General features: G+C 67.5%; 16 protein-coding genes and 1 pseudogene. 6 read left to right on the top strand and 11 right to left on the bottom strand.

Annotation, left to right across the window (positions count from 1 at the left end; genetic code table 11):
• Window positions 1-209: 209 nt before the first annotated feature.
• The 8 genes from gyrB to mutM form a co-directional block, all read right to left on the bottom strand.
• Window positions 210-2648 carry a DNA topoisomerase (ATP-hydrolyzing) subunit B gene (gene gyrB / locus HNP51_RS02660; RefSeq protein WP_184266792.1) on the bottom strand — a complete coding sequence of 813 codons (2439 nt, stop codon included), beginning with the start codon at window positions 2646-2648 and terminating at the stop codon, window positions 210-212.
• A 245-nt stretch (window positions 2649-2893) separates the two neighbouring features.
• A complete protein-coding gene (gene recF, locus HNP51_RS02665; RefSeq protein WP_184266794.1) occupies window positions 2894-4072 on the bottom strand; it encodes a DNA replication/repair protein RecF in 1179 nt (392 codons plus the stop codon).
• Window positions 4073-4241: 169 nt separating this feature from the next.
• Window positions 4242-4526, bottom strand: coding sequence for a GIY-YIG nuclease family protein (locus HNP51_RS02670; protein WP_184266796.1), 285 nt, complete (start codon window positions 4524-4526; stop codon window positions 4242-4244).
• Between the two features lie 38 nt (window positions 4527-4564).
• Window positions 4565-5683: a DNA polymerase III subunit beta gene (gene dnaN, locus HNP51_RS02675; RefSeq protein ID WP_184266798.1), complete on the bottom strand. Its 1119-nt coding sequence runs from the start codon at window positions 5681-5683 to the stop codon at window positions 4565-4567.
• Window positions 5684-5859: 176 nt separating this feature from the next.
• Window positions 5860-7317, bottom strand: coding sequence for a chromosomal replication initiator protein DnaA (dnaA, locus tag HNP51_RS02680; protein WP_184266800.1), 1458 nt, complete (start codon window positions 7315-7317; stop codon window positions 5860-5862).
• Window positions 7318-7825: 508 nt separating this feature from the next.
• Complete coding sequence (gene rpsT / locus HNP51_RS02685; protein WP_114817932.1) at window positions 7826-8095, bottom strand: 30S ribosomal protein S20; 270 nt, start codon at window positions 8093-8095, stop codon at window positions 7826-7828.
• Between the two features lie 142 nt (window positions 8096-8237).
• Window positions 8238-9023 carry an enoyl-CoA hydratase gene (locus HNP51_RS02690; protein ID WP_184266802.1) on the bottom strand — a complete coding sequence of 262 codons (786 nt, stop codon included), beginning with the start codon at window positions 9021-9023 and terminating at the stop codon, window positions 8238-8240.
• A gap of 70 nt (window positions 9024-9093) precedes the next feature.
• Complete coding sequence (gene mutM, locus HNP51_RS02695) at window positions 9094-9957, bottom strand: bifunctional DNA-formamidopyrimidine glycosylase/DNA-(apurinic or apyrimidinic site) lyase (RefSeq protein WP_184266804.1); 864 nt, start codon at window positions 9955-9957, stop codon at window positions 9094-9096.
• A gap of 119 nt (window positions 9958-10076) precedes the next feature.
• Here mutM and HNP51_RS02700 point away from each other — a divergent pair, with 119 nt between their 5' ends.
• Window positions 10077-12125, top strand: a complete 2049-nt coding sequence (locus HNP51_RS02700) for an OPT family oligopeptide transporter (protein WP_184266806.1) — start codon at window positions 10077-10079, stop codon at window positions 12123-12125.
• A gap of 5 nt (window positions 12126-12130) precedes the next feature.
• Here the strand turns inward: HNP51_RS02700 and HNP51_RS02705 are convergent, their stop codons facing one another.
• Complete coding sequence (locus HNP51_RS02705) at window positions 12131-13000, bottom strand: LysR substrate-binding domain-containing protein (RefSeq protein ID WP_184266808.1); 870 nt, start codon at window positions 12998-13000, stop codon at window positions 12131-12133.
• A gap of 83 nt (window positions 13001-13083) precedes the next feature.
• Here HNP51_RS02705 and HNP51_RS02710 point away from each other — a divergent pair, with 83 nt between their 5' ends.
• Both HNP51_RS02710 and typA read left to right on the top strand, forming a co-directional pair.
• Window positions 13084-14142, top strand: a complete 1059-nt coding sequence (locus HNP51_RS02710; RefSeq protein WP_184266810.1) for a YeiH family protein — start codon at window positions 13084-13086, stop codon at window positions 14140-14142.
• A 128-nt stretch (window positions 14143-14270) separates the two neighbouring features.
• On the top strand, window positions 14271-16103 hold the full coding sequence (gene typA, locus HNP51_RS02715; RefSeq protein WP_184266812.1) for a translational GTPase TypA: 1833 nt from the start codon (window positions 14271-14273) through the stop codon (window positions 16101-16103).
• A 141-nt stretch (window positions 16104-16244) separates the two neighbouring features.
• Here the strand turns inward: typA and HNP51_RS02720 are convergent, their stop codons facing one another.
• A complete protein-coding gene (locus HNP51_RS02720; RefSeq protein ID WP_184266814.1) occupies window positions 16245-17909 on the bottom strand; it encodes a phosphatidylglycerol lysyltransferase domain-containing protein in 1665 nt (554 codons plus the stop codon).
• A 147-nt stretch (window positions 17910-18056) separates the two neighbouring features.
• On the opposite strand from HNP51_RS02720, the gene HNP51_RS02725 reads away from it, so the two are divergent.
• Window positions 18057-18512 carry a superoxide dismutase gene (locus HNP51_RS02725; protein ID WP_184266816.1) on the top strand — a complete coding sequence of 152 codons (456 nt, stop codon included), beginning with the start codon at window positions 18057-18059 and terminating at the stop codon, window positions 18510-18512.
• Window positions 18513-18588: 76 nt separating this feature from the next.
• Here HNP51_RS02725 and HNP51_RS02730 read toward each other — a convergent pair whose 3' ends face one another.
• Window positions 18589-18846: a GlsB/YeaQ/YmgE family stress response membrane protein gene (locus tag HNP51_RS02730; protein ID WP_114817939.1), complete on the bottom strand. Its 258-nt coding sequence runs from the start codon at window positions 18844-18846 to the stop codon at window positions 18589-18591.
• Between the two features lie 185 nt (window positions 18847-19031).
• On the opposite strand from HNP51_RS02730, the pseudogene HNP51_RS02735 reads away from it, so the two are divergent.
• Window positions 19032-19304: pseudogene (locus HNP51_RS02735) on the top strand (helix-turn-helix domain-containing protein); the annotation flags it as partial.
• Between the two features lie 64 nt (window positions 19305-19368).
• Window positions 19369-20151, top strand: a complete 783-nt coding sequence (gene hisN, locus HNP51_RS02740) for a histidinol-phosphatase (RefSeq protein WP_184266820.1) — start codon at window positions 19369-19371, stop codon at window positions 20149-20151.
• The last annotated feature ends 31 nt before the right edge of the window (window positions 20152-20182 follow it).

Here is a 20182-nt window from a genome sequence, read left to right on the forward strand (position 1 = left end):
GGTCCCCCGACCTCCATTGCCGTTTAAACGCCAAGGGTATGTAGGGGATTAACGCCGCCCTTCGCCCTGATTGGGCGCGCCAGAGCCGCCGTCAGTTTCGACATCGGGCCGCGTTTCGAACCTCAGCAAACATCAGGACGCGACAGATGCCAGAAGGGCCAGCTTGCGCTGGCCCTTTGGCTTCTTCTTATCAGGAGGCGGTCGCGTCGTCAGACGTCGACGGCGGCGTCCAGGGCGTTTTCCTGGATGAACTCGCGGCGCGGCTCGACCACATCGCCCATCAGCTTGGCGAACAGGTCGTCGGCGTCGTCGGCGTGATCGACCTTGACCTGCAGCAGGGTGCGGGCGTTGACGTCCAGCGTCGTCTCCCACAGTTGTTCCGGGTTCATCTCGCCCAGACCCTTGTAGCGCTGGATGGCCAGGCCCTTCTTGCCCGCGTCCAGCACGGCGTTCAGCAGGTCCAGCGGACCGCGAACGGTCGTAGCCTTGTCCTTGCGGCGATAGACGGCAGGCTTGTCGAACAGGCCGTCGAAGGCGCTCGCGCGTTCGGCCAGACGCCGCGCGTCCAGCGAGCGGCCCAGTTGCTCGTCCAGCACGATGGTTTCGGTGACGGCGCGGCGGACACGGCTGAAAAGGACCCCGCCCTGTTCGGCGCGTGCGCCCGACCACGGACCGTCGCCTTCTTCGGCATAGAGGTTCAGGCGCTCGGCGGCGCTGCCCGCGCGGCTTTCCAGCTCGCCGCCATTCTCGGTGAACAGGCCGGCCAGGGCGCTCTGCTCGATGGCGAAGGCGGGGGCGCGCTGCGACAGACGGTCGACCAGACCCTTGAAGGCCTTGGCCTCGCGGACCAGGGTCTGCAGGTCCAGCCCCATGCGGCGCTCGCCGCCGGCCAGGTCCAGCTCAGCCTCCGAACAGCCCTCCTCGATCAGATAGGAGTCCATCTCCGTCTGATCCTTCAGGTAGCGGCTCTGCTTGCCCTTGGAGACCTTATAGAGCGGCGGCTGGGCGATATAGACGTGGCCGCGTTCGATCAGCTCCGGCATCTGACGATAGAAGAAGGTCAGCAGCAGGGTGCGGATGTGGGCGCCGTCGACGTCGGCGTCGGCCATCAGGATGATCTTGTGATAGCGCAGCTTGTCGGCGTTGAAGTCGTCGCGGCCGATGCCGGTGCCCAGCGCCAAAATCAGCGTGCCGATCAGCTCCGACGACAGCATCCGGTCAAAGCGCGCGCGCTCGACGTTCAGGATCTTGCCGCGCAGGGGCAGGACGGCCTGGTTTTCGCGGTTGCGCGCCTGCTTGGCCGAGCCGCCGGCGGAATCGCCCTCGACGATGAAGAGTTCTGACTTGGCCGGGTCGCGTTCCTGACAGTCGGCCAGCTTGCCCGGCAAGCTGCTGATCTCCAGCGCCGACTTGCGCCGCGTCAGGTCGCGCGCCTTGCGGGCGGCTTCACGCGCCGAGGCGGCTTCGATGATCTTCGAAACAACCAGCTTGGCTTCGACCGGGTGTTCCTCGAACCATTGCGACAGGCCCTCGGAGCAGAGGCTTTCCACCGCGGGGCGCACCTCGGACGAGACCAGCTTGTCCTTGGTCTGCGAGCTGAACTTGGGGTCCGGCACCTTGACCGACAGAACGCAGGTCAGGCCTTCGCGGGCGTCCTCGCCGGTCGGCGCGACCTTCTCCTTCTTGGCCAGGCCCGAGCTCTCGATATAGGCGCCCATGACGCGGGTCAGGCTGGCGCGGAAGGCCGACAGGTGGGTGCCCCCATCCCGCTGCGGGATGTTGTTGGTGAAGCACAGCATGGTCTCGTGGTAGCTGTCGTTCCACCATAGGGCCAGGTCCAGCTCGATGCCTTCCTTCTGGCCGCGAATGACAATGACGTCCTTCAGGATCGGGGTCTTGGACTTGTCGAGGTGGCGCACGAAGGCTTCGACGCCGCCCTCATAGTGCAGCAGGATCTCGACCGGCTCGGCGCCGCGATGGTCCGACAGTTTGATGACCACGCCCGAGTTCAGGAAGGCCAGCTCGCGCAGGCGATGCTCCAGCGTCTTCAGGTCGAAGTCGATGTGGCTGAAGGTGGTGACCGAAGGGTAGAAGGTGACCTCGGTGCCGCTCAGCGGCTGACCGGCCTTCTCTCCCTCGGTGCGGATCGGGGCGTCGCCGACGACCTCCAGCGACTTGACCGTATCGCCGCGCTCGAAGCGCATGTGGTGCTTCTTGCCGTCGCGATAGATGACCAGTTCCAGATAGTCCGACAGGGCGTTGACCACGGACACGCCCACGCCGTGCAGACCGCCCGAGACCTTGTAGGAGTTCTGGTCGAACTTTCCGCCGGCGTGCAACTGGGTCATGATGACCTCGGCCGCCGAGACGCCTTCGCCCTCGTGGATGCCGGTGGGAATGCCGCGCCCATTATCGGTGACCGTGACGCTGCCGTCCTCGTTCAGGATGACCTGAACCAGGTCGGCGTGACCGGCCAGGGCCTCGTCGATGGCGTTGTCGACCACCTCATAGACCATGTGGTGCAGGCCCGAGCCGTCGTCGGTGTCGCCGATATACATGCCGGGGCGCTTGCGCACGGCGTCCAGGCCTTTGAGAACCTTGATGGAATCAGCGCCGTATTCCGGCGAGGCGTCAGTCTGGTCGGTCATGAAAACGTCGGCTCAGGGTCCGCGGACGGACAGGGAAAAGACGACCTTTCAGCCGCCCGCATCAGGTCGCAATTCAACGCGCCCCGATGACGATAACATATAGGAAATTCGACGGGAAAAGCCACCTCTCAACCCTTCTCCCCTTGTGGGAGAAGGTGGGCGCCGAAGGCGCTCGGATGAGGGGTCTCAGGGCGAGGTTTCAGGACAGGCGAAACAGCCGAGACAAACGGCCAAGCACGCCGCCGTCACCCCTCATCCGTCTCGCTGCGCGAGCCACCTTCTCCCACAAGGGGAGAAGGCGAGAAAAGCGCCCCACCCTCCACGCTCACGAACTGCGCCCGCCCCTCCAGCGCGGCGAACAGGCTGCGCTCGGTGCCGGTCATGAAGGCCTGAAGCTCCAGGGCCTCGATCTCGTCGAACAGGGCCGCCCGCCGCACCTCGTCGAGGTGGGCCGGAGCCTCGTCCAGCAGCAGGACCGGCTGCGCCTTCTGGCCCGCCAGTCGCCCGACCTGGGCCAGGATCAGGTTGAGCACCAGGGCCTTCTGCTCGCCCGACGACCCCTCCGCGGCGGGCCGGTTCTTTTCGCGGTGGATGGCCGTCAGGTCCGAGCGGTGCGGCCCGAACAGCGAGCGCCCGGCGGCGGCGTCGCGCCCTCGCGCCCGCACAAAGCCCTCGCCCAGCATGCCGACCACGTCGGCCTCGTCCGCCCCCGCCGCCGCCATTTCTTCGGCCGCGCCGGTCAGACCCAGATCGGCCTGGGGAAAGGGCCGGTCGCCGCGCGCGTCGATGCCGGCTTGCAGCGCGACCAGAGCCCGCGTCCGCGCCGTCGCCGCCCGCGCCCCGGCCTCGGACAGCCGCGCCTCCAGCGCGTCCAGCCACAGAGGATCAGCGGGCTTGCCTTCCGCCCCGTCGGTCAGCAGCCGCAACCGCTCCCTCAACGCCTTTTCATAGGCCGAAACCGTCGCCGCATGATCAGGGTCAGCCGCAAACACCAGCCGGTCAAAGAACCGCAGCCGCGCCGCCCGCGCGTCGGAAAACAGCCGGTCCTGCTCGGGCGTGGCCCAGACCGGACGCAGGTGATCCAGCAGCCGCCCCGGCGGGGCCGTCTCGCCGTCGATGCGAACGATGCGCCGCGCCGCCCCCGGCGTCTGCACCCCGGTGCCCAGACGCACCTCTTCGCCGTCTTCATGCAGCGTGACCATGACGGCCCAGGCCCGCCCCACAGCCTCGCCCGGCTCGCGCCGCCCCATCTCCTGCGCCGTCGCCCCGCGCAAACCCTTGCCGGGGGTCAGCAGGCTGATCGCCTCCAGCAGATTGGTCTTGCCCGCCCCGTTCGGCCCATGCAGCACCACGGCCCCGCCGGAAACCGGCAGGCTGGCGCTCGCATAGGAACGGAAGTCGGTGAGGGCGAGGGAGGTGATCATGCGTCGGTCAGCAGATACACCGATTTGGAAGCTAAACGCCCCCTAAGAAACCCGCTCACCCCGGCGGACGCCGGGGTCCAGTGAGAGCCGGACACGCCGCGCTTGCAGCCAAAGGACTGGATCCCGGCGTCCGCCGGGATGAGCGGAGAATTTGGTTCAACCCACACCTTCACAGCAATGTCGGAAGCAGATCGTCCCAACCCGGATTCATCCGCTCGATCAGGTCGAGCTTCCACGCCCGCCGCCATTCCTTGATCTGGCGCTCACGGCGAAAAGCCTCGTCGCGCGTCCCGCGGCATTCAAACCAGACCCGGCGCGAAACCCCATACCCGGCCGTGAACCCGCCACGTAGCTTCTCGCGATGCTCGACGACCCGCTTCAGCAGGTCGTCAGTCGATCCGGTATAGAGGACGCCGTTGCGACGACCAGCCAGGATGTAGGTGTAGAAATACATCCAACCTCCCGGCCCGGCGCTCACTTTTTCTGCGGCGCTTACACCCGCAGCGGCATCAACACGTACTGCACGCCCGGATCGGCAGGATCGAGCACCAGGGTCGGGCTGGCCGGGTCGGCGAATTTGAAGTGGGCGGTTTCGCCGGTGATCTGGCCGGCGACGTCCAGCAGATAGCGGGCGTTGAAGCCGATTTCGAACGGCTCTTCGGAATAGCCGATCTCGACTTCTTCCTCGGCCTGACCGGCTTCCATGTTGCGAACGGTCAGCTTCACCCGGTCGTTGTCGAAGGCCAGCTTCACCGAGCGGCTCTTTTCCGCCGAGATGGTGGCCACGCGGTCGACCGCCTTGGAGAACAGGGTGTTGTCGATATCGGCCTGCTTGTCGTTGCCCTTGGGGATCACGCGCAGATAGTCGGGGAAGGCGCCGTCGATGACCTTGGAGGTCAGGCTGGCGTGACCGAACTCGAAGCGGATCTTCTGGGCCGAGACCTGGACCTCAACCGGACCATTGCCGTCGTCGAGCAGACGGCGGACCTGATCGACGGTCTTGCGCGGCACGATGACGCCGGGACCGCCCGCAGCCCCTTCGGGCGCCGGGGTCTCAGCCAGGGCCAGACGGTGGCCGTCGGTGGCCACGGCGCGCAGCAGCGGCACGCCGCCCTCGGCCACCGTATGCAGGTAGAGGCCGTTCAGATAGTAGCGGGTCTCTTCGGTCGAGACGGCGAAGCGGGTCTTGTCGATCAGCCGCGCCAGATCGGCCTTAGGCATGGAATAACGCGCGCCCGAGGATTCCGTCGACATGATGGGGAAGTCGCCGGCCGGCAGCACCGGCAGGTTGAACTTGGACCGGCCCGCCGAGATGACCAGACGCGGATCATCGCCCGAATAGGTCAGCGAGACCTCGGCGCCGTCCGGCAGCTTCTTGACGATTTCGTACAGGGTGTGGGCCGAGGCCGTGATCTGGCCCTCGACGTTCACCTGGGCCTCGGCCTCGTCCACCATCTCCATGTCGAGATCCGTGGCGGCGAACGACAGGCGGTCGCGCCCGGCGCTCAGCAGCACGTTCGACAGGATCGGAATGGTGTTGCGGCGCTCGACCACGCTCTGAACGTGCCCGAGGGCTTTCAAGAGCGCGGAACGTTCGATGGTCAGCTGCATGTGGTCTCGCCCGGGCCGCGACGCCTTTTCAGCGTCGCCGTAAGGATGGGCTGGAACACTAGCGCATTGAGCGGCGGGGGCAACGGGGGGCCGACATCCGACGACGTCTGCCCCCGCTATCCACAGGCTGGCCGTGGACGAAACCTTACCCGCGCAGCTTGCGGGGCACTTCCCTTTTATCCGCGCAGTTTGCGCGTCAGGGCTTCCACGTCGCGGGCGATCTGCTCTTCCTTGGGCATCAGCTCTTCGATCTTGCGCACGCCGTGCAGGACGGTCGTGTGATCGCGTCCGCCGAAGCGACGGCCGATGTCGGGATAGGAGCGGGTCGTGTGCTGCTTGCACAGGTACATGGCGATCTGGCGCGGGCGGGCGATGGCGCGGGTGCGACGCTCGCTCAGCAGATCGGCCTGCTTCAGGTTGAAGTGGTCGGCGACCGTCTTCTGGATCTCATCCACGGTGATACGGCGCTCGGGTCCGCCGCGCAGGGCGACGCCCAGCAGGCTTTGCGCCTCGTCCACGCCCAGGGTCGACAGACGCGCGCCGGCGACGGCGGCCAGGGTGTTAACGGCGCCTTCCAGCTCACGCATCGAGCCCGGGGTGCGGTCCACCAGATGTTCCAGAACATCGGTGCGGGCCTCGCCCGAGACGACGCCCAGCCGGGCCAGGGCGTTCAGACGCGACTGGGCCACGGCGATCTTCAGATTTCGGTCGGCGGCTTCGACCGGGCAGGTCAGGCCGGCGGACAGGTGGCTGCGCAGGCGCGGCTCGACGTCGGTCAGGGCGGTCGGGGCGCGGTCGGCCGACAGGACGATGCGTTTGCCGTCCTCGATCAGCGCGGTCAGGGTGCTGAGCAGCTCTTCCTGGGTGCTCGTCTTGCCGCCGACGAACTGCACGTCGTCCAGCAGAAGCATGTCGGCCGAGCGCAGGCTTTCCTTGAAGGCCGCCGTCGAGCGGTCCTGCATGGCGCGCACGAAGGTTGAGAGGAAGCGTTCAGCGGTCAGATAGACCACCTTGGCGTCGGGGCGCAGGCGCTGCGCCTCCCAGGCGATGGCGTTCAGCAGGTGGGTCTTGCCGTAGCCATAGGGGCCGCAGAAGAAGACCGGGTTGAAGTGGCCGTCGGCCCAGCTGGCGACCTGCTTGGCGATGGCCAGCGCAAAGGCGTTGCCCTGGCCCTCGACGAAGCTGTCGAAGGTCAGGCGCTCTTGCAGGCCGGCGGCGCGGACGGCGCGAGCGCCATCGGTGGCGGGGGCGAAGGAAGAGGCGGCCATGGCGGCGGCCTGGACCGACATTGGCACAGGCGCAGTCACGCCGCCCACCGAGGCCAGGCGCGGGGCCTCGCCGGCGGGGAAGGCGGTCGCCGGGGCGGGCGAACCCACCTCGGCGCGGCAGCGGACGTCCAGACGGCGCGACAGGCCGTCCAGGCCCAGCCACAGCTCGTTCATGCGACGCAGGGCGTTCTTGCGCACCCAGTCCCGCGCATAGGCGGTCGGCGTCACCAGGATCAGATTGCCCGAAGCGTCCAGCCGCACGGCCGACGGCGCGATGTAGCTGCTGAACGGCCCGTCGCCGATCTCGGTCTTCAGACGGCCGGCCGCCTCAGTCCAGATACGGTCAGGATCCGTCATGCCCGTCATCGCGCCCCCCAAAATCGTCAAAACACACCCGCCAAGAGTTAGAACCACCGAACGAACACACAACGAAGGCGACTGCCGGGACGACTTCTCCTGTCCCGAAAAGCCGAAGCTTTGCAGGTGGGGTCATACTCACGGACAGACGTCTCCCGCCGGCGGAAACCATTGATTTCCCCCGTCTTCATCCGGATTGGGATGGAAGTGCGTTAGAGGCCAAAACTTACCCGCCGCACGCCGGAGATCAACGCTGATTCGAGAGTCGAATCGCACTTAAATTGTTTGACTCCGGCAAACCTCGGCAGCGCTTGGGAAAACGGCCGTTACCCCCCAATTTCGAACGCTGGATTCCTTCAGAGGCTTAGCGCCAGACAGCAAGACGGCGAGGGAGCTTGCGCTTCCTCGCCGTTGAAATCGTTAGACTTTCTTGCGACAACCCTGTTACGGGTCGTCCGAACGCCTCAGATGACGTCGTTTGACAAAGGCGTGAAAGCCCGTCCCGACGCCGTCTAGATCAGGCGGCCGACAGCTTCTTCAGCTGGGCGGCCAGGCGCGAAACCTTGCGCGAGCCGGTGTTCTTGTGAACCACGCCCTTGGACACGGCGCGCATCAGTTCCGACTGAGCCGTGATGAAGGCGGCCTTGGCGGCGGCGGCGTCGCCGCCCGTCAGGGCTTCCTGGAACTTACGCAGGTAAGTACGGACGCGGGTACGGCGGGCCTTGTTTACTTCGGTCCGCGCTTCGATCTTGCGGATCGCCTTGCGGGCGCCTGCATTGTTGGCCATCGGGTAAAACCTTCGAACGAAAACGCCGCAGATCAGGTCCACGGCGAGGAAATCTCAAGAGCGGGCGGCTATAGCGGAAAGGCTCCGGCCGGTCAACGCGACCCGGCCGGAATTGAATCAGGGCCTGGGTTTGGGCCCGTTCTTAGCGCCCCGTGAAGGCAGGCTTCCGCTTCTCGACAAAGGCCGCCATCCCCTCCTTCTGGTCCTCGAAAGCGAACAGGGAGTGGAACAGGCGGCGTTCGAACACCACCCCTTGTGTCAGGGTCGTCTCGAAGGCGGCGTTGACCAGCTCCTTGTTGGCCATGACCGCCAGGATCGACTGGCCGGCGATCTTGGCCGCCGCGGCCCGCGCCTCGTCCAGCAGGGCGTCGGACGCCACCACCCGCGACACCAGACCCGAACGCTCGGCCTCGGCCGCGTCCATCATCCGCCCGGTCAGGCACATGTCCATCGCCTTGGCCTTGCCCACGGCGCGGGTCAGGCGCTGCGAGCCGCCGATGCCGGGCGCCACGCCCAGGTTGATCTCGGGCTGGCCGAACTTGGCCGTCTCAGACGCAATGATGAAGTCGCACAGCATGGCCAGCTCGCAGCCGCCGCCGAGGGCATAGCCCGAGACAGCCGCGATGATCGGCTTCCTGAAGCTGGCCACCCGGTCATGGGCGCGGGCGAAGAAGTTGCCGCGATACATGTCGGCATAGGCCTGGTCCGCCATCTCCTTGATGTCGGCGCCGGCGGCGAAGGCCTTGACCGAGCCGGTCAGGACGATGCAGCGCACGCCGTCATCGTCGGCCACGCTCTCCAGGAAGTCGCCCAGCTCGCCGGTCAGGGTGGTGTTCAGCGCGTTCAGCGCCTCGGGCCGGTTCAGGGTGACGACGGCATAGCCGTCGGCATGGCGTTCGATCAGCAGGGTGGAATAGGCGTCGGCCATCAGGCGCTCCTCACTATATCTGTTCGCAGGAGGTCTAGCGCCTCAGCCCTCCCACTGGAACACCCGCGCTCTAACGCTTCTGGCAGACCGGACAGAAGAAGGTCGAGCGCCCGCCCTGCACCACCCTCGCCACCACGCCGGAGCAGCCCTCCGTCCGGCACGGCTCGCCCTCGCGGCCATAGACGTCGAAGCGATGCTGGAAATAGCCCTGCCCGCCCTCGACATTGGCGAAGTCCTTCAGCGTCGAGCCGCCCGCCGTGATGGCGTCGGCCAGGACATTCCTGACCTCGGTCGCCAGCCGCTCCAGCCGGGGCCGACTGACCTTGCCCGCCGGCGTCAGCGGCGAGATGCGCGCCCGATAGAGCGCCTCGCACACATAGATATTGCCCAGCCCCGCCACATTCCTCTGATCCAGCAGGCTGACCTTGATGTTCTGCGCCTTGCCGTCAAAGACCTCGGCCAGATGGGCGGCGGAAAAGCCGTTGCCCAGCGGCTCCGGCCCCAGCCCTGAGAACCAGGCATGGCCCTCGACCGCTTCCGTCGGGATCAGCCCCATGAAGCCGAACCGCCGCGCATCGGCATAGCCCAGCCGCGTCAGCACCCCGGCCCGCTCGGCGGTCAGGCTCATATGCTCGTGCTTGCCCGCGACCGGCGCGTCGGTCTCGAAACGTCCCGGCGCCACGCCCTCCAGGGTGAACCGCCCGGTCATGCCCAGATGCGTCACCCAGGTCTCGCCGGTCGATAGGGGGAACAGTAGATACTTGGCCCGCCGATCCAGCCGCAGCACCGTCGCCCCGTCCAGCCGCTCGACGAACCGCTCGGGAAAGGGAAAGCGCAGGTCCGGCCGGTTCTGACGCGCCATCGTCAACCGCGCCCCCTCCAGCACCGGCTCCAGACCCCGCCGCACGGTTTCGACTTCAGGCAATTCAGGCATGGCTCAGAGGTAGAGCCTGACGCGACGCAAGAGAAGGGGCCGCTTCAATCCTCCGCGCCCCGTTGTCACAGCGCCGCTTTCCGGCTTACCTCCGGCGCGACAAACGGAAAGAGCCCCGAATGACAGACAGTCCTCCCAGCACCGGCAAACGCATCGAACTGACCATCCGCGCCCTGATCCTGGGCTGCTTGCTGGCGGCGGTGTTTACGGCGGCCAACACCTATCTGGGCCTGAAGGTCGGCCTGACCTTCGCCTCGGCCATTCCGGCGGCGGTCATCTCCATGGCCCTGCTGCGCGCCTTCAAGGGCTCGACCATCTGGGAGAATATGACGGTTCAGACCGTCGCCTCGGTCGGCGGCGCCATGAGCTCGATCATCTTCGTCCTGCCCGGTCTGGTCATGATCGGCTGGTGGATGAACTTCCCCTTCTGGGAGTCGGTGATGATCTGCATCCTCGGCGGCGTCCTGGGGGTGACCTTCTCCATTCCGCTGCGCCGGACCCTGGTGGTGCAGGGCGGTCTTCCCTACCCCGAGGGCGTCGCCGCCGCCGAGGTTCTGAAGGTCGGCTCGCCCGGCGCCGATGAATCCGAAAGCGCCGTGCGCGAGAACCGTTCGGGTCTGGTCGTCGTGGTCGGCAGCGCCATCGCCTCGGCCTTCTTCGCCTTCCTGGCCTCGGCCCGCGTCTTCGCCGCCGAAACCACCGCCTTCCTGCGCCTGCCCGCGGCGCTGGGCGGCGGCGCCACGGGCGTCGGCTTCTCCATGCAGTTCGCGCTCCTGGGCGCGGGCCACCTGATCGGTCTGGCCGTCGGCCTGACCCAGTTGTTCGGCCTGGTCCTGGCCTGGCTGATCTTCGTCCCCATCCTGACCTCGCCCGAGTTCGTGGCCTGGGCTGCGGCCCACGGCGTGCCCTCGATCGCCGCCTCGCTTCCGGCCGGCGCCCCGGCCGAAGAACTGGCCATGACGGTCTGGGCCAAGGAAGTCCGCTTCATCGGCGCCGGCGTCATCGGCGTCGCCGCCCTGTGGACCCTGTTCAAGCTGGCCAAACCCCTGATCGCCGGCCTCGCCTCGGCCCTGGCCGCCCAGAGCAAGCGCGCCCACGGCGAGGTTCTGGACCGCACCGAGCAGGACATCCCGATCAAGATCGTCGGCCTGCTGTCCGTCGCCGCCCTGGTCGGCATCGGCGTCCTTCTGGCCCTGTTCACCCAGGGCACGACCCTGGCCGCCTCGGCCCCCATCCTCGTCATCGGCGGGCTGATCTATGTCGTGGTCATCGGCTTCGCCGTGGCCGCCATCTGCGGCTACATGGCCGGTCTGATCGGCTCATCCAACAGCCCGGTCTCGGGCGTCGGCATCCTGGCCATCGTCATCGCCTCCCTGCTGATGCTGGCCGTCATGGCCATCGCCAAGGTGCCGGCGGACCCGTCGATCATCGCCTTCGCCCTGATCGTCACCTCCATCGTCTTCGCCGTCGCCGTCATCTCCAACGACAACCTGCAGGACCTGAAGACCGGCCAGCTGGTCGAGGCCACGCCCTGGCGTCAACAGACGGCCCTGCTGGTCGGCGTCGTCGCCGGCGCCCTGGTCATCCCCTTCGTTCTGGACATGATGAACCAGGCCTTCGGCTTCGAAGGCGGCCCGCCCGCCATCGTCGAGGGCGCGCAAACCCTGGCCGCGCCGCAGGCCACCCTGATCTCGGCCCTGGCCAAGGGCGTCATCAGCGGCGAGCTGCGCTGGGACCTGATCGGCATCGGCGCCCTGGTCGGCGTCGGCGTCATCATCCTCGACATCGTCCTGCGCGGCGCGACCAAGGACAAGGTCAAGCTGCCGCCGCTGGCCGCCGGCATCGGCGTCTATCTGCCGGCCGCCGTCACCACCATGCTGGTCGTCGGCGCCGTCTGCGGTTGGGTCTATGACAGGTGGATCGCCACGACCCGCTTCGCCGACGTGGGTCGTCGCATGGGCGTGCTGCTCGCCTCGGGCCTGATCGTGGGCGAAAGCCTGTTCGGCGTCTTCACCGCCGCCGTCATCGTCAGCACGAAGAACGAAGCCCCCTTCGCGCTTCTGCCCAAGGACACGATGTGGCCGGCCATGCTGGCGGGCGTCGTCGTCTTCGCCGCCCTGACCTTCGCTCTCTACGCGTGGATCCGCAGCCGCTCGGCCAAGGTCTGAACTGACTAAAGCGCGGAGGCGAAAGCTTCCGCCGCCCTACTGGGCCGCCGTTCGCGGTGGCGCAGCAGATGAAACGGTCGCTCGGGCAGATCGAGCGGCAGAAGAACCAGCCGCCCCGCCTCGATCAGAGGTTGGGCGGCCAGTTCCGAAATCGCCGTGACCAGCCCCCCCGCCGCCACCGCCGACAGAATGGCCTCGTTGGACGGCAGGGTCAGAACGGCCCGCAAGCTGCCCGCGACGCCGCGCGGCAAGGCCGCCTCGAACTCGCTGCGCGTCCCCGACCCCTCTTCCCGTAGCGCCCAGTCCAGCGCCTTCAGCTCCGCCGCCGACAGGGCCTCGGCCCGCCCTGCCGCCGGATGCCCCGGCGCCGCCACCACCACCAGCCGGTCGGCGTCGATGCGCACCTTCTCGACCCGCGACGCCTCGAACGCCCCCTCGATCAGGCCCAGCTCCGCCTCGCCCGCCAGCACCGCCTCGATCACCCGATGCGTGTTGCCTATGTCCAGATGCAGATCGATTTCCGGATAGCGCCGCGCAAAGGCCGCCATGCGCGGCGGCAGCCAGTAGGCGGCGATGGTCTGGCTGGCGAACAGCCGCACCGAACCCCGCTTCAGCCCCGCCAGGTCGTCCAGCACCCGCTCCGCCGCCTCAGCCTGGGCCAGAACGGCCCGCGCCTCAGGCAGAAAGGCCGCGCCCGCCGCGTTCAGCGCCAACCCGCGACCCACGCGGTCGAACAGCTGGGTCCCGTGCCGCGCCTCCAGCGCCGCCACCGCCGCGCTGACCGCCGACTGGGTCAGGTTCAGCGCCTCGGCCGCCCGCGTCATGTGCAGACGCTCAGCCACGGCGACAAAGATGCGGAGTTGTTCCAGCGTCATGAGCAATTAATCGCTTTTATCGATCATTAAATCCAGAACTATCCGTTGGATCGATCAGAGGCGGGAGCAGATGATGCAGAGCCATGACGACCGCCCATCACCCCGCTCACGCTCACGCCCGCCCCTCCGCCCCCCTGCGCGGCCTGGTCCGGCTGCTACCCGGCGTCCTGTTGAGCGCAAGCGTCGGCGCTTTCGCCTTCGGCCTGCAGCTGATCGAGACCTCGCTGTTCGGCCACCCCTGGGTCGAGGGCCTGGTCATCGCCATCCTGATGGGCGCAGGCATTCGGCTATTCTGGACCCCGTCGAACCTCTGGACGCCCGGCGTCCAGTTCAGCGCCAAGACCCTGCTGGAAGTCGCCGTGGCCCTGCTGGGCGCAACCGTGTCGGGCGCCGCCGTCATGGCGCTCGGGCCTGTCCTGCTGCTGGCCATTGTCGGCGTGGTCGTCCTGGCCATCGTCGGCGGCTACGCCCTGGGCCGGGCCTTCGGCCTGCCGCCCGCCATGGCGCTTCTGGTCGCCTGCGGCAACGCCATCTGCGGCAACTCGGCCATCGCCGCCGTCGCCCCGGTGATCGAGGCCGAGGGCGAGGACGTGGCCGCCGCCATCGGCTTCACCGCCGTTCTCGGCATCGCCGTGGTCCTGCTGGTCCCGGTCGTCGGCGCCCTGATGGGCTTCAACGCCACCCGCGTCGGCGTCCTGGCCGGTCTGACCGTCTATGCCGTGCCCCAGGTCCTGGCCGCCGCCGCCCCCGCCGGGCTCCTGGCCGTCCAGACCGGCGCCGTGGTCAAGCTGGTGCGCGTCCTGATGCTGGGCCCGATCTGCCTGGTCCTGGGTCTGTTGCGGTCCGGCAAGGTGGAAGGCGCCAAGGGTCCCAAGCTGCACCACATGGCCCCCTGGTTCATCGTCGTCTTCCTGATCCTGATGGGTCTGCGCTCGGCCCACCTGATCCCCGAGGTCGTCCTGCCCCCGCTGCAAGCCGCCGTCACCACCATGACCCTGATCGCCATGGCCGGGCTAGGCCTGATGGTCGATCCGCGCGCCGTGGTCCGGGCCGGGCCGCGCGTGGCCGCCGTGGCGGCGCTTTCAGCCCTGCTGATCGGCGCCCTTGCGCTGGCGACGATCGTGCTCATTTTACCCGCCTGACGCACAATCGCACCGCCGCGCTGGCCTTTCCCCCGATAGGGCTGTAAGAGGCGCCGCTTCCTTCCTGCTTTCCGCATCTTGCAGCGGCCCGGACTTCCGTGGCCGAACACAGTCCGCCCGAGCCCGAAATGAACCTTCGTAACGTCGCTATCATCGCCCACGTCGACCATGGCAAGACCACCATGGTTGACCAGCTGCTGGCTCAGTCTGGCGTCTTCCGAGCCAACGAGGCGACGACCGAGCGCGCCATGGACTCCGGCGACCAGGAAAAAGAACGCGGCATCACCATCCTGGCCAAGTGCACCTCGGTGCTGTGGAACGGCAAGGCTGGCGAAACCCGCATCAACATCATCGACACCCCCGGCCACGCCGACTTCGGCGGCGAAGTCGAGCGCATCCTGGGCATGGTGGACGGCTGCGTCATCCTGGTGGACGCCGAAGAGGGCGTCATGCCCCAGACCAAGTTCGTGCTGACCAAGGCGCTGAAGATGGGCCTGCGTCCCATCCTCTGCATCAACAAGGTCGACCGCGCCCACGCCGATCCCGACCGCGTCCACAACGAAACCTTCGACCTGTTCGCCGCCATCGGCGCGACGGACGAGCAACTGGACTTCCCGCACATCTACGCCTCGGGCCGCTCGGGCTGGGCCACGCTGGACCTGAACGTCCCCAGCGACAACCTGCACCCCCTGTTTGACCTGATCGTCGACCACGTCCCGGCGCCCAAGGTTCAGGAAAACCGCGACAAGCCGTTCCAGATGCTGAACGTCCTGATCGAAAGCGACCCCTTCCTGGGCCGTCTGCTGACCGGCCGCATCCAGAGCGGCAAGGCCGTCCCCGGCATGGCCATCCACGCCCTGGACCGTGACGGCAAGGAAATCGAGCGCGGCCGCATCACCAAGGTTCTGGCCTTCCGCGGCCTGAAGCGTCAGGCCCTGGACGAGGGTTCGGAAGCCGGCGACATCGTCGCCATCGCCGGCATGTCCAAGGCCACCGTGGCCGACACCCTGTGCGCCATGGAAGTCATGGACGCCCTGCCGGCCCAGCCGATCGATCCCCCGACCATCTCGATGACCGTCTCGGTCAACGACAGCCCGCTGGCCGGTCGCGAAGGCGACAAGGTTCAGTCGCGCGTCATCCGTGACCGCCTGCTGAAGGAAGCCGAAGCCAACGTCGCCATCCGCGTCACCACCACCGAGGGCGGCGACGCCTATGAAGTGGCCGGCCGTGGCGAACTGCAGCTGGGCGTTCTGATCGAGAACATGCGTCGCGAAGGCTTCGAGGTCTCGATCTCGCGTCCCCGCGTGGTCTTCCAGACCGGCCCGAACGGCGAGAAGATGGAACCGATCGAAGACGTCATGATCGACGTCGACGACGAGTTCTCGGGCATCGTCATCGAGAAGCTGTCGGCCCGTAAGGCTGAAATGACCGACATGGGCCCGTCGGGCGCCGGCAAGACCCGCATCCAGCTGAAATGCCCGTCGCGTTCGCTGATCGGCTATCAGGGCGAGTTCCTGACCGACACGCGCGGCTCGGGCGTGCTGAACCGCGTCTTCTCGCACTATGAGCCGCACAAGGGCGCCATCGAGGGCCGTCTGAAGGGCGTGCTGATCTCGAACTCGGACGGTGAAACCGCCGCCTTCGCCCTTTGGAACCTGGAAGACCGCGGCGTCATGTTCGTCGGCGCCGGCGAAAAGACCTACCAGGGCATGATCATCGGCGAGAACAGCCGTTGGGACGACCTGGACGTCAACCCGATCAAGGGCAAGCAGCTGACCAACGTCCGCGCCTCCGGCAAGGACGAGTCGGTTCGCCTGACCCCGCCGCGCCAGATGTCGCTGGAACAGGCCATCGCCTACATCGAAGACGACGAACTGGTCGAAGTGACGCCCAAGTCGATCCGTCTGCGCAAGGCCATCCTGAACCCGTCCTTCCGCAAGAAGCGCTCCAAGCCGGAATAAGGTTGGCGCAATCCAAAATGAAAAAGGCGGTCCGCAAGGGCCGCCTTTTTTGTTGGGGCATATTGCTTGGGCCTATCGCCCTTCGGGCTGCTTGAGCCCGCTAGCTCCCTCTCTCCCGATGGGAGAGGGAATTCAGACGCCCTACTTCTTCAGCCCCAGCAGCCCCAGCCAGCCGCCGCTGGTCAGCAGGGCCACGTCCAGCAGGGCCAGGGCCAGCGGCGTGCTGGTGGAGGCGGCGATGAACTTGGGTCGCCACGCCGGACCGAACTTGCCCTTGTAGGACCGCAGTCCCTGGAAACCGTAGACCGCCCCGCCTTCCTCGAAGACCAGAGCGCCGACGCGAGCGAAGACGGGCGCGAGACGTCGATCCTCCAGACCCGACAGGGGCGCCATGCCCAGATCGAGACGCAGGAAGCCCTCGGCCCGCGCCCACTGCGCCGTGCGGGTGAACAGATAGTCCATCACCCCGTGCGGCCCGTCCGGGGTATGGCGCATCAGATCGATCATGACCTCCTCGCCGCGCGCCCCGACCAGCAGGTTGGCGAAGGCGACGATCTGGCCGCCGTGGCGCGCCACGGCGATCGGCGAGCGTTTCAGATAGTCGATATCGAACCGCCCCAGCGAGAAGGCCTTCTCGGACCCGTTGTGGTGATCCAGCCAGGCGTCGGACACGGCGCGCAGTTCGGCCTCCTGCGCCAGGGCGGCCCCGGCGGGCAAGACTTCAAAAGTCGTGCCTTCGCGCTCGGCGCGGTTCACGGCGGTGCGCAGGTTCTGCTTGCCCTTGCCCTCGGTCGAGAAGTGCTCGGCGTCGATCACCGCCGCCTCGCCCACCTTGCGCACGGCCAGGCCCAGGGTGGCCAGATCCGCCAGCATGCCCTCGCCGACGGAATAGAAGACCGGCGCCCCGCCATAGCTGTCAGCCAGTTCGGCGAAGGCCCACAGCAGTTCCAGCCGTTCGGCTTTCAGACCCGCGACCTCGCCCATGGCGATCCAGCGCCGCCCCCGCACGCGATAGGCGATGAAGCTGCGCCCCGACGGGCTGAACAGCAGGGCCTTGTCGCCCAGCAGGGCCAGACTGGCTTCCGGCGTCGCCGTATCGGCCTCGGCCAGGGCGACGCGGGCGCGTTCGATGTCGGCGGGCCCGGCAGGGCCGTGGCTGCGGGCGCCGGGCGCCGTCAGCAACGAGCGCACCGTCACGGCCAGGGTCAGAATAGCCAAGACGGCGCCCGCGCGCAGGAAGCCCGAGGCTTGGCTGTCGGTCAGGAAGGTCCACCACAGTTCGTCGGTGTAGGCCGTGTCGCGATAGGCGAAGAAGCCCAGCCACAGCATGGCGACCACGGCCGCGGCCAGCATCAGCAGCCAGCCCGGACGCAAGGGCTCGCCAAGCCGCGAGCGGCGGTTGAACGCGGCCCGGCACGGCAGCAGCAGGGCCGCCGCCAGGGTCAATTCCGCCGCCTCTTCCCAGTCCAGCCCCTTCATGAGCGAGAAGACCGCGCCCAGCATCAGGCCGAACAGGGCGGCGTAATAGGCGCCCCGACGCCGCCGCCACAGACCCGCCGACACCAGCAGCAGCAGAAAGCCGGTCACGCTGGCCGCGAAGTGAGACAGGTCGATCAGCAGCGGGGCGGCGATCCGGTCCAGCGCCTGCAAGCGGCCGCTGAAGGCCGGGGTGACCGCCGACAGCAACATGACGGCGCCCAGGATGAACGAAGCGACCGCAAAGACCTGCGGGGTCAGCTCATAGGCCAGCTCCCCCAGACGCTGCACCAGTCGCCTCGCTCCGCCCTGCCGTTTCGCTGTCGTCATGCGTCCTCTCGAGACCTGCGCCTCACATACAGCAGGAATCGGCCGTTTGCGGCGCTGAAAAGGTCATTTCTAGGCGCCTGAAACAATCCCAAACGCAGCGAGTTCACCTTTTCGCGAGCGCCAGACTCGCTCAAACGGAGAGACCTCATGATCCGCAAGACCGCCCTGCTGACCGGTATCGCCGGCGCCTTCCTGTTCGCCGCCCCTGTGCTCGCACAAGACGCCACGACGCCGCAGACGCCCGAACCGGCTACCGCTGAGGCGGCCCCGGCTCAACCCCAAAGCCTGACCCTGACGCCAGGCTCCACGGTCAAGAGCGCCGATGGTTCCGAGCTCGGCAAGCTGGTCGGCACCCAGAACGGCGCCTCGGGTCAGGAACTGACTGTGCGCGGCGCTGACGGCTCGGTGCGTCCGGTGCCGGTGGCTGGCATCCGTCAGGACGGGGACGCCATCGTCGTCAACGCCAGCCTGTCCGATTTCCAGGCGGCCGCCCCGATCGCCGGTGAAGCCCCTGCCGCCACGCCGCCTGTTGATGCCCCCGCTGAGCCGACGGACGCCGCCGAGCCGGTCGAGCCGCCGGCGGGTGACGAACCCACCGCCTGATTTTCAGAGCCGGCATGAATTAAAGGGGCGGCCCGACGGGCCGCCCCTTTCGTTGTTCGGCTTTCGGTGTTCCCGATCAGCCCCGCTTCTTCACCAGTCCCAGAAGGAACAGCAGCAGGACGGCGCCGATGGTGGCGACGATGATGCCGACAATCCAGCTGCCCGAGGCGTCGATCCCCAGCAGGTTATTGGCCAGGAAGCCGCCGAGCAGGGCGCCGATGACGCCTACAATCAGATTGGTCAGCAGGCCATGGCTGCGCTTCATGATCTTTTCCGCCAACCATCCGGCGATGATGCCGATGATGATCCAGGCGATGAATCCAAATCCACTCATTCGTACCCTCCCTTAAAGTCAGGCTTGATGCCTCGACCGTAATGCGCCGCGAGCACAGCGGTTGCCTGAAGACGACAAGAAGCTTCGCCATTCGCCTCGCAGGCGAAATCGGCACGGCCCTTGCGGCATGACGCCTGAGCCGTACCGATCCGGTACAGCAAAGATTGTCAGAGGGAGGGGCCGTCATGGCCGCCGACATCGATCTTCACCTAGGCCGTCGCCTGCGTCGTCGTCGCCGTCTTCTGGGCCTGACCCAGCAACAGCTGGCCGTTCAGGTCGGGGTCCGCTTCCAGCAGATTCAAAAATACGAATGCGGCGCCAACCGCATCTCGGCCGCCCGCCTGTGGGAACTGGCCGAGGCGCTATCGACCCCGATCAGCTATTTCTATGATGGCCTGGGCGAGGCCGGTGAAAGGCCCGTCGCCGCGACCGGCCTAGAGCCCTTCGTGCGCGACGAAGCCGCCTGACATCGTTGAGAGCAGGCCCCTCGCCCCCCGACCGCGGGCGGTGTATCTGCTCGGCATGACCGAGTTGGAAGCCTTCGCCGTCGAACTGTCGCAAGCGGCCGCGCGCACGGCCCTGCCCTATTTCCGCGGCGACAACGCCGAGGAGAACAAGGCCGGGCCCGGCGCCTTTGATCCCGTCACCGAGGCCGACCGCGCCTCCGAAGCCGCCATCCGCCGCCTGATCGCCGCCCGCTATCCGGACCACGGCGTGATCGGCGAGGAATACGGCGAGGACCGCCCCGACGCCGAGCACGTCTGGGTGCTGGACCCCATCGACGGCACCCGCGCCTTCATCGCCGGCCTGCCGCTGTGGACCACCCTGATCGCCCTGCGCCATGAAGGCGCGCCGGTGATCGGCGCCATCGGCCAACCCTATCTGGGCGAGATCTTTCTGGGCGGACCGTCCGGGGCCCGTCTGCTGCGCGACGGGGCCGACACGCCGCTGAAGACCCGCGCCTGTCCGTCGCTGTCCGAGGCCCTGATCGCCACCACCGACCCCGACATCTTCGTTGGCGCAGACCGCGAGGCCTGGACCCGGCTGCGCGCCTCGGCCCGGCTCGCCCGGCTGGGCTGCGACGCCTACGCCTACGCCATGGTGGCGGCGGGCCGTATCGACCTGGTGGCCGAGACCGAGCTGAAGGTCTGGGACTGGTCGGCGCTGAAGCCCGTGATCGAGGCGGCGGGCGGGGGCGTCACCGGCTGGGCGGGCCAGACGCCTGACGGCGACGGCCGCATCCTGGCCGTAGGCGACGCCGCCCTGATCGATCAGGCCCTGGCCGTTCTGAACGCTCATCAATAAGGAGCGTCACCCTCGGGACCAGCCCGAGGGT

This window comes from Brevundimonas bullata, from assembly GCF_014207965.1.
In the GTDB taxonomy this organism is placed as follows: Bacteria; Pseudomonadota; Alphaproteobacteria; order Caulobacterales; family Caulobacteraceae; genus Brevundimonas; species Brevundimonas bullata_A.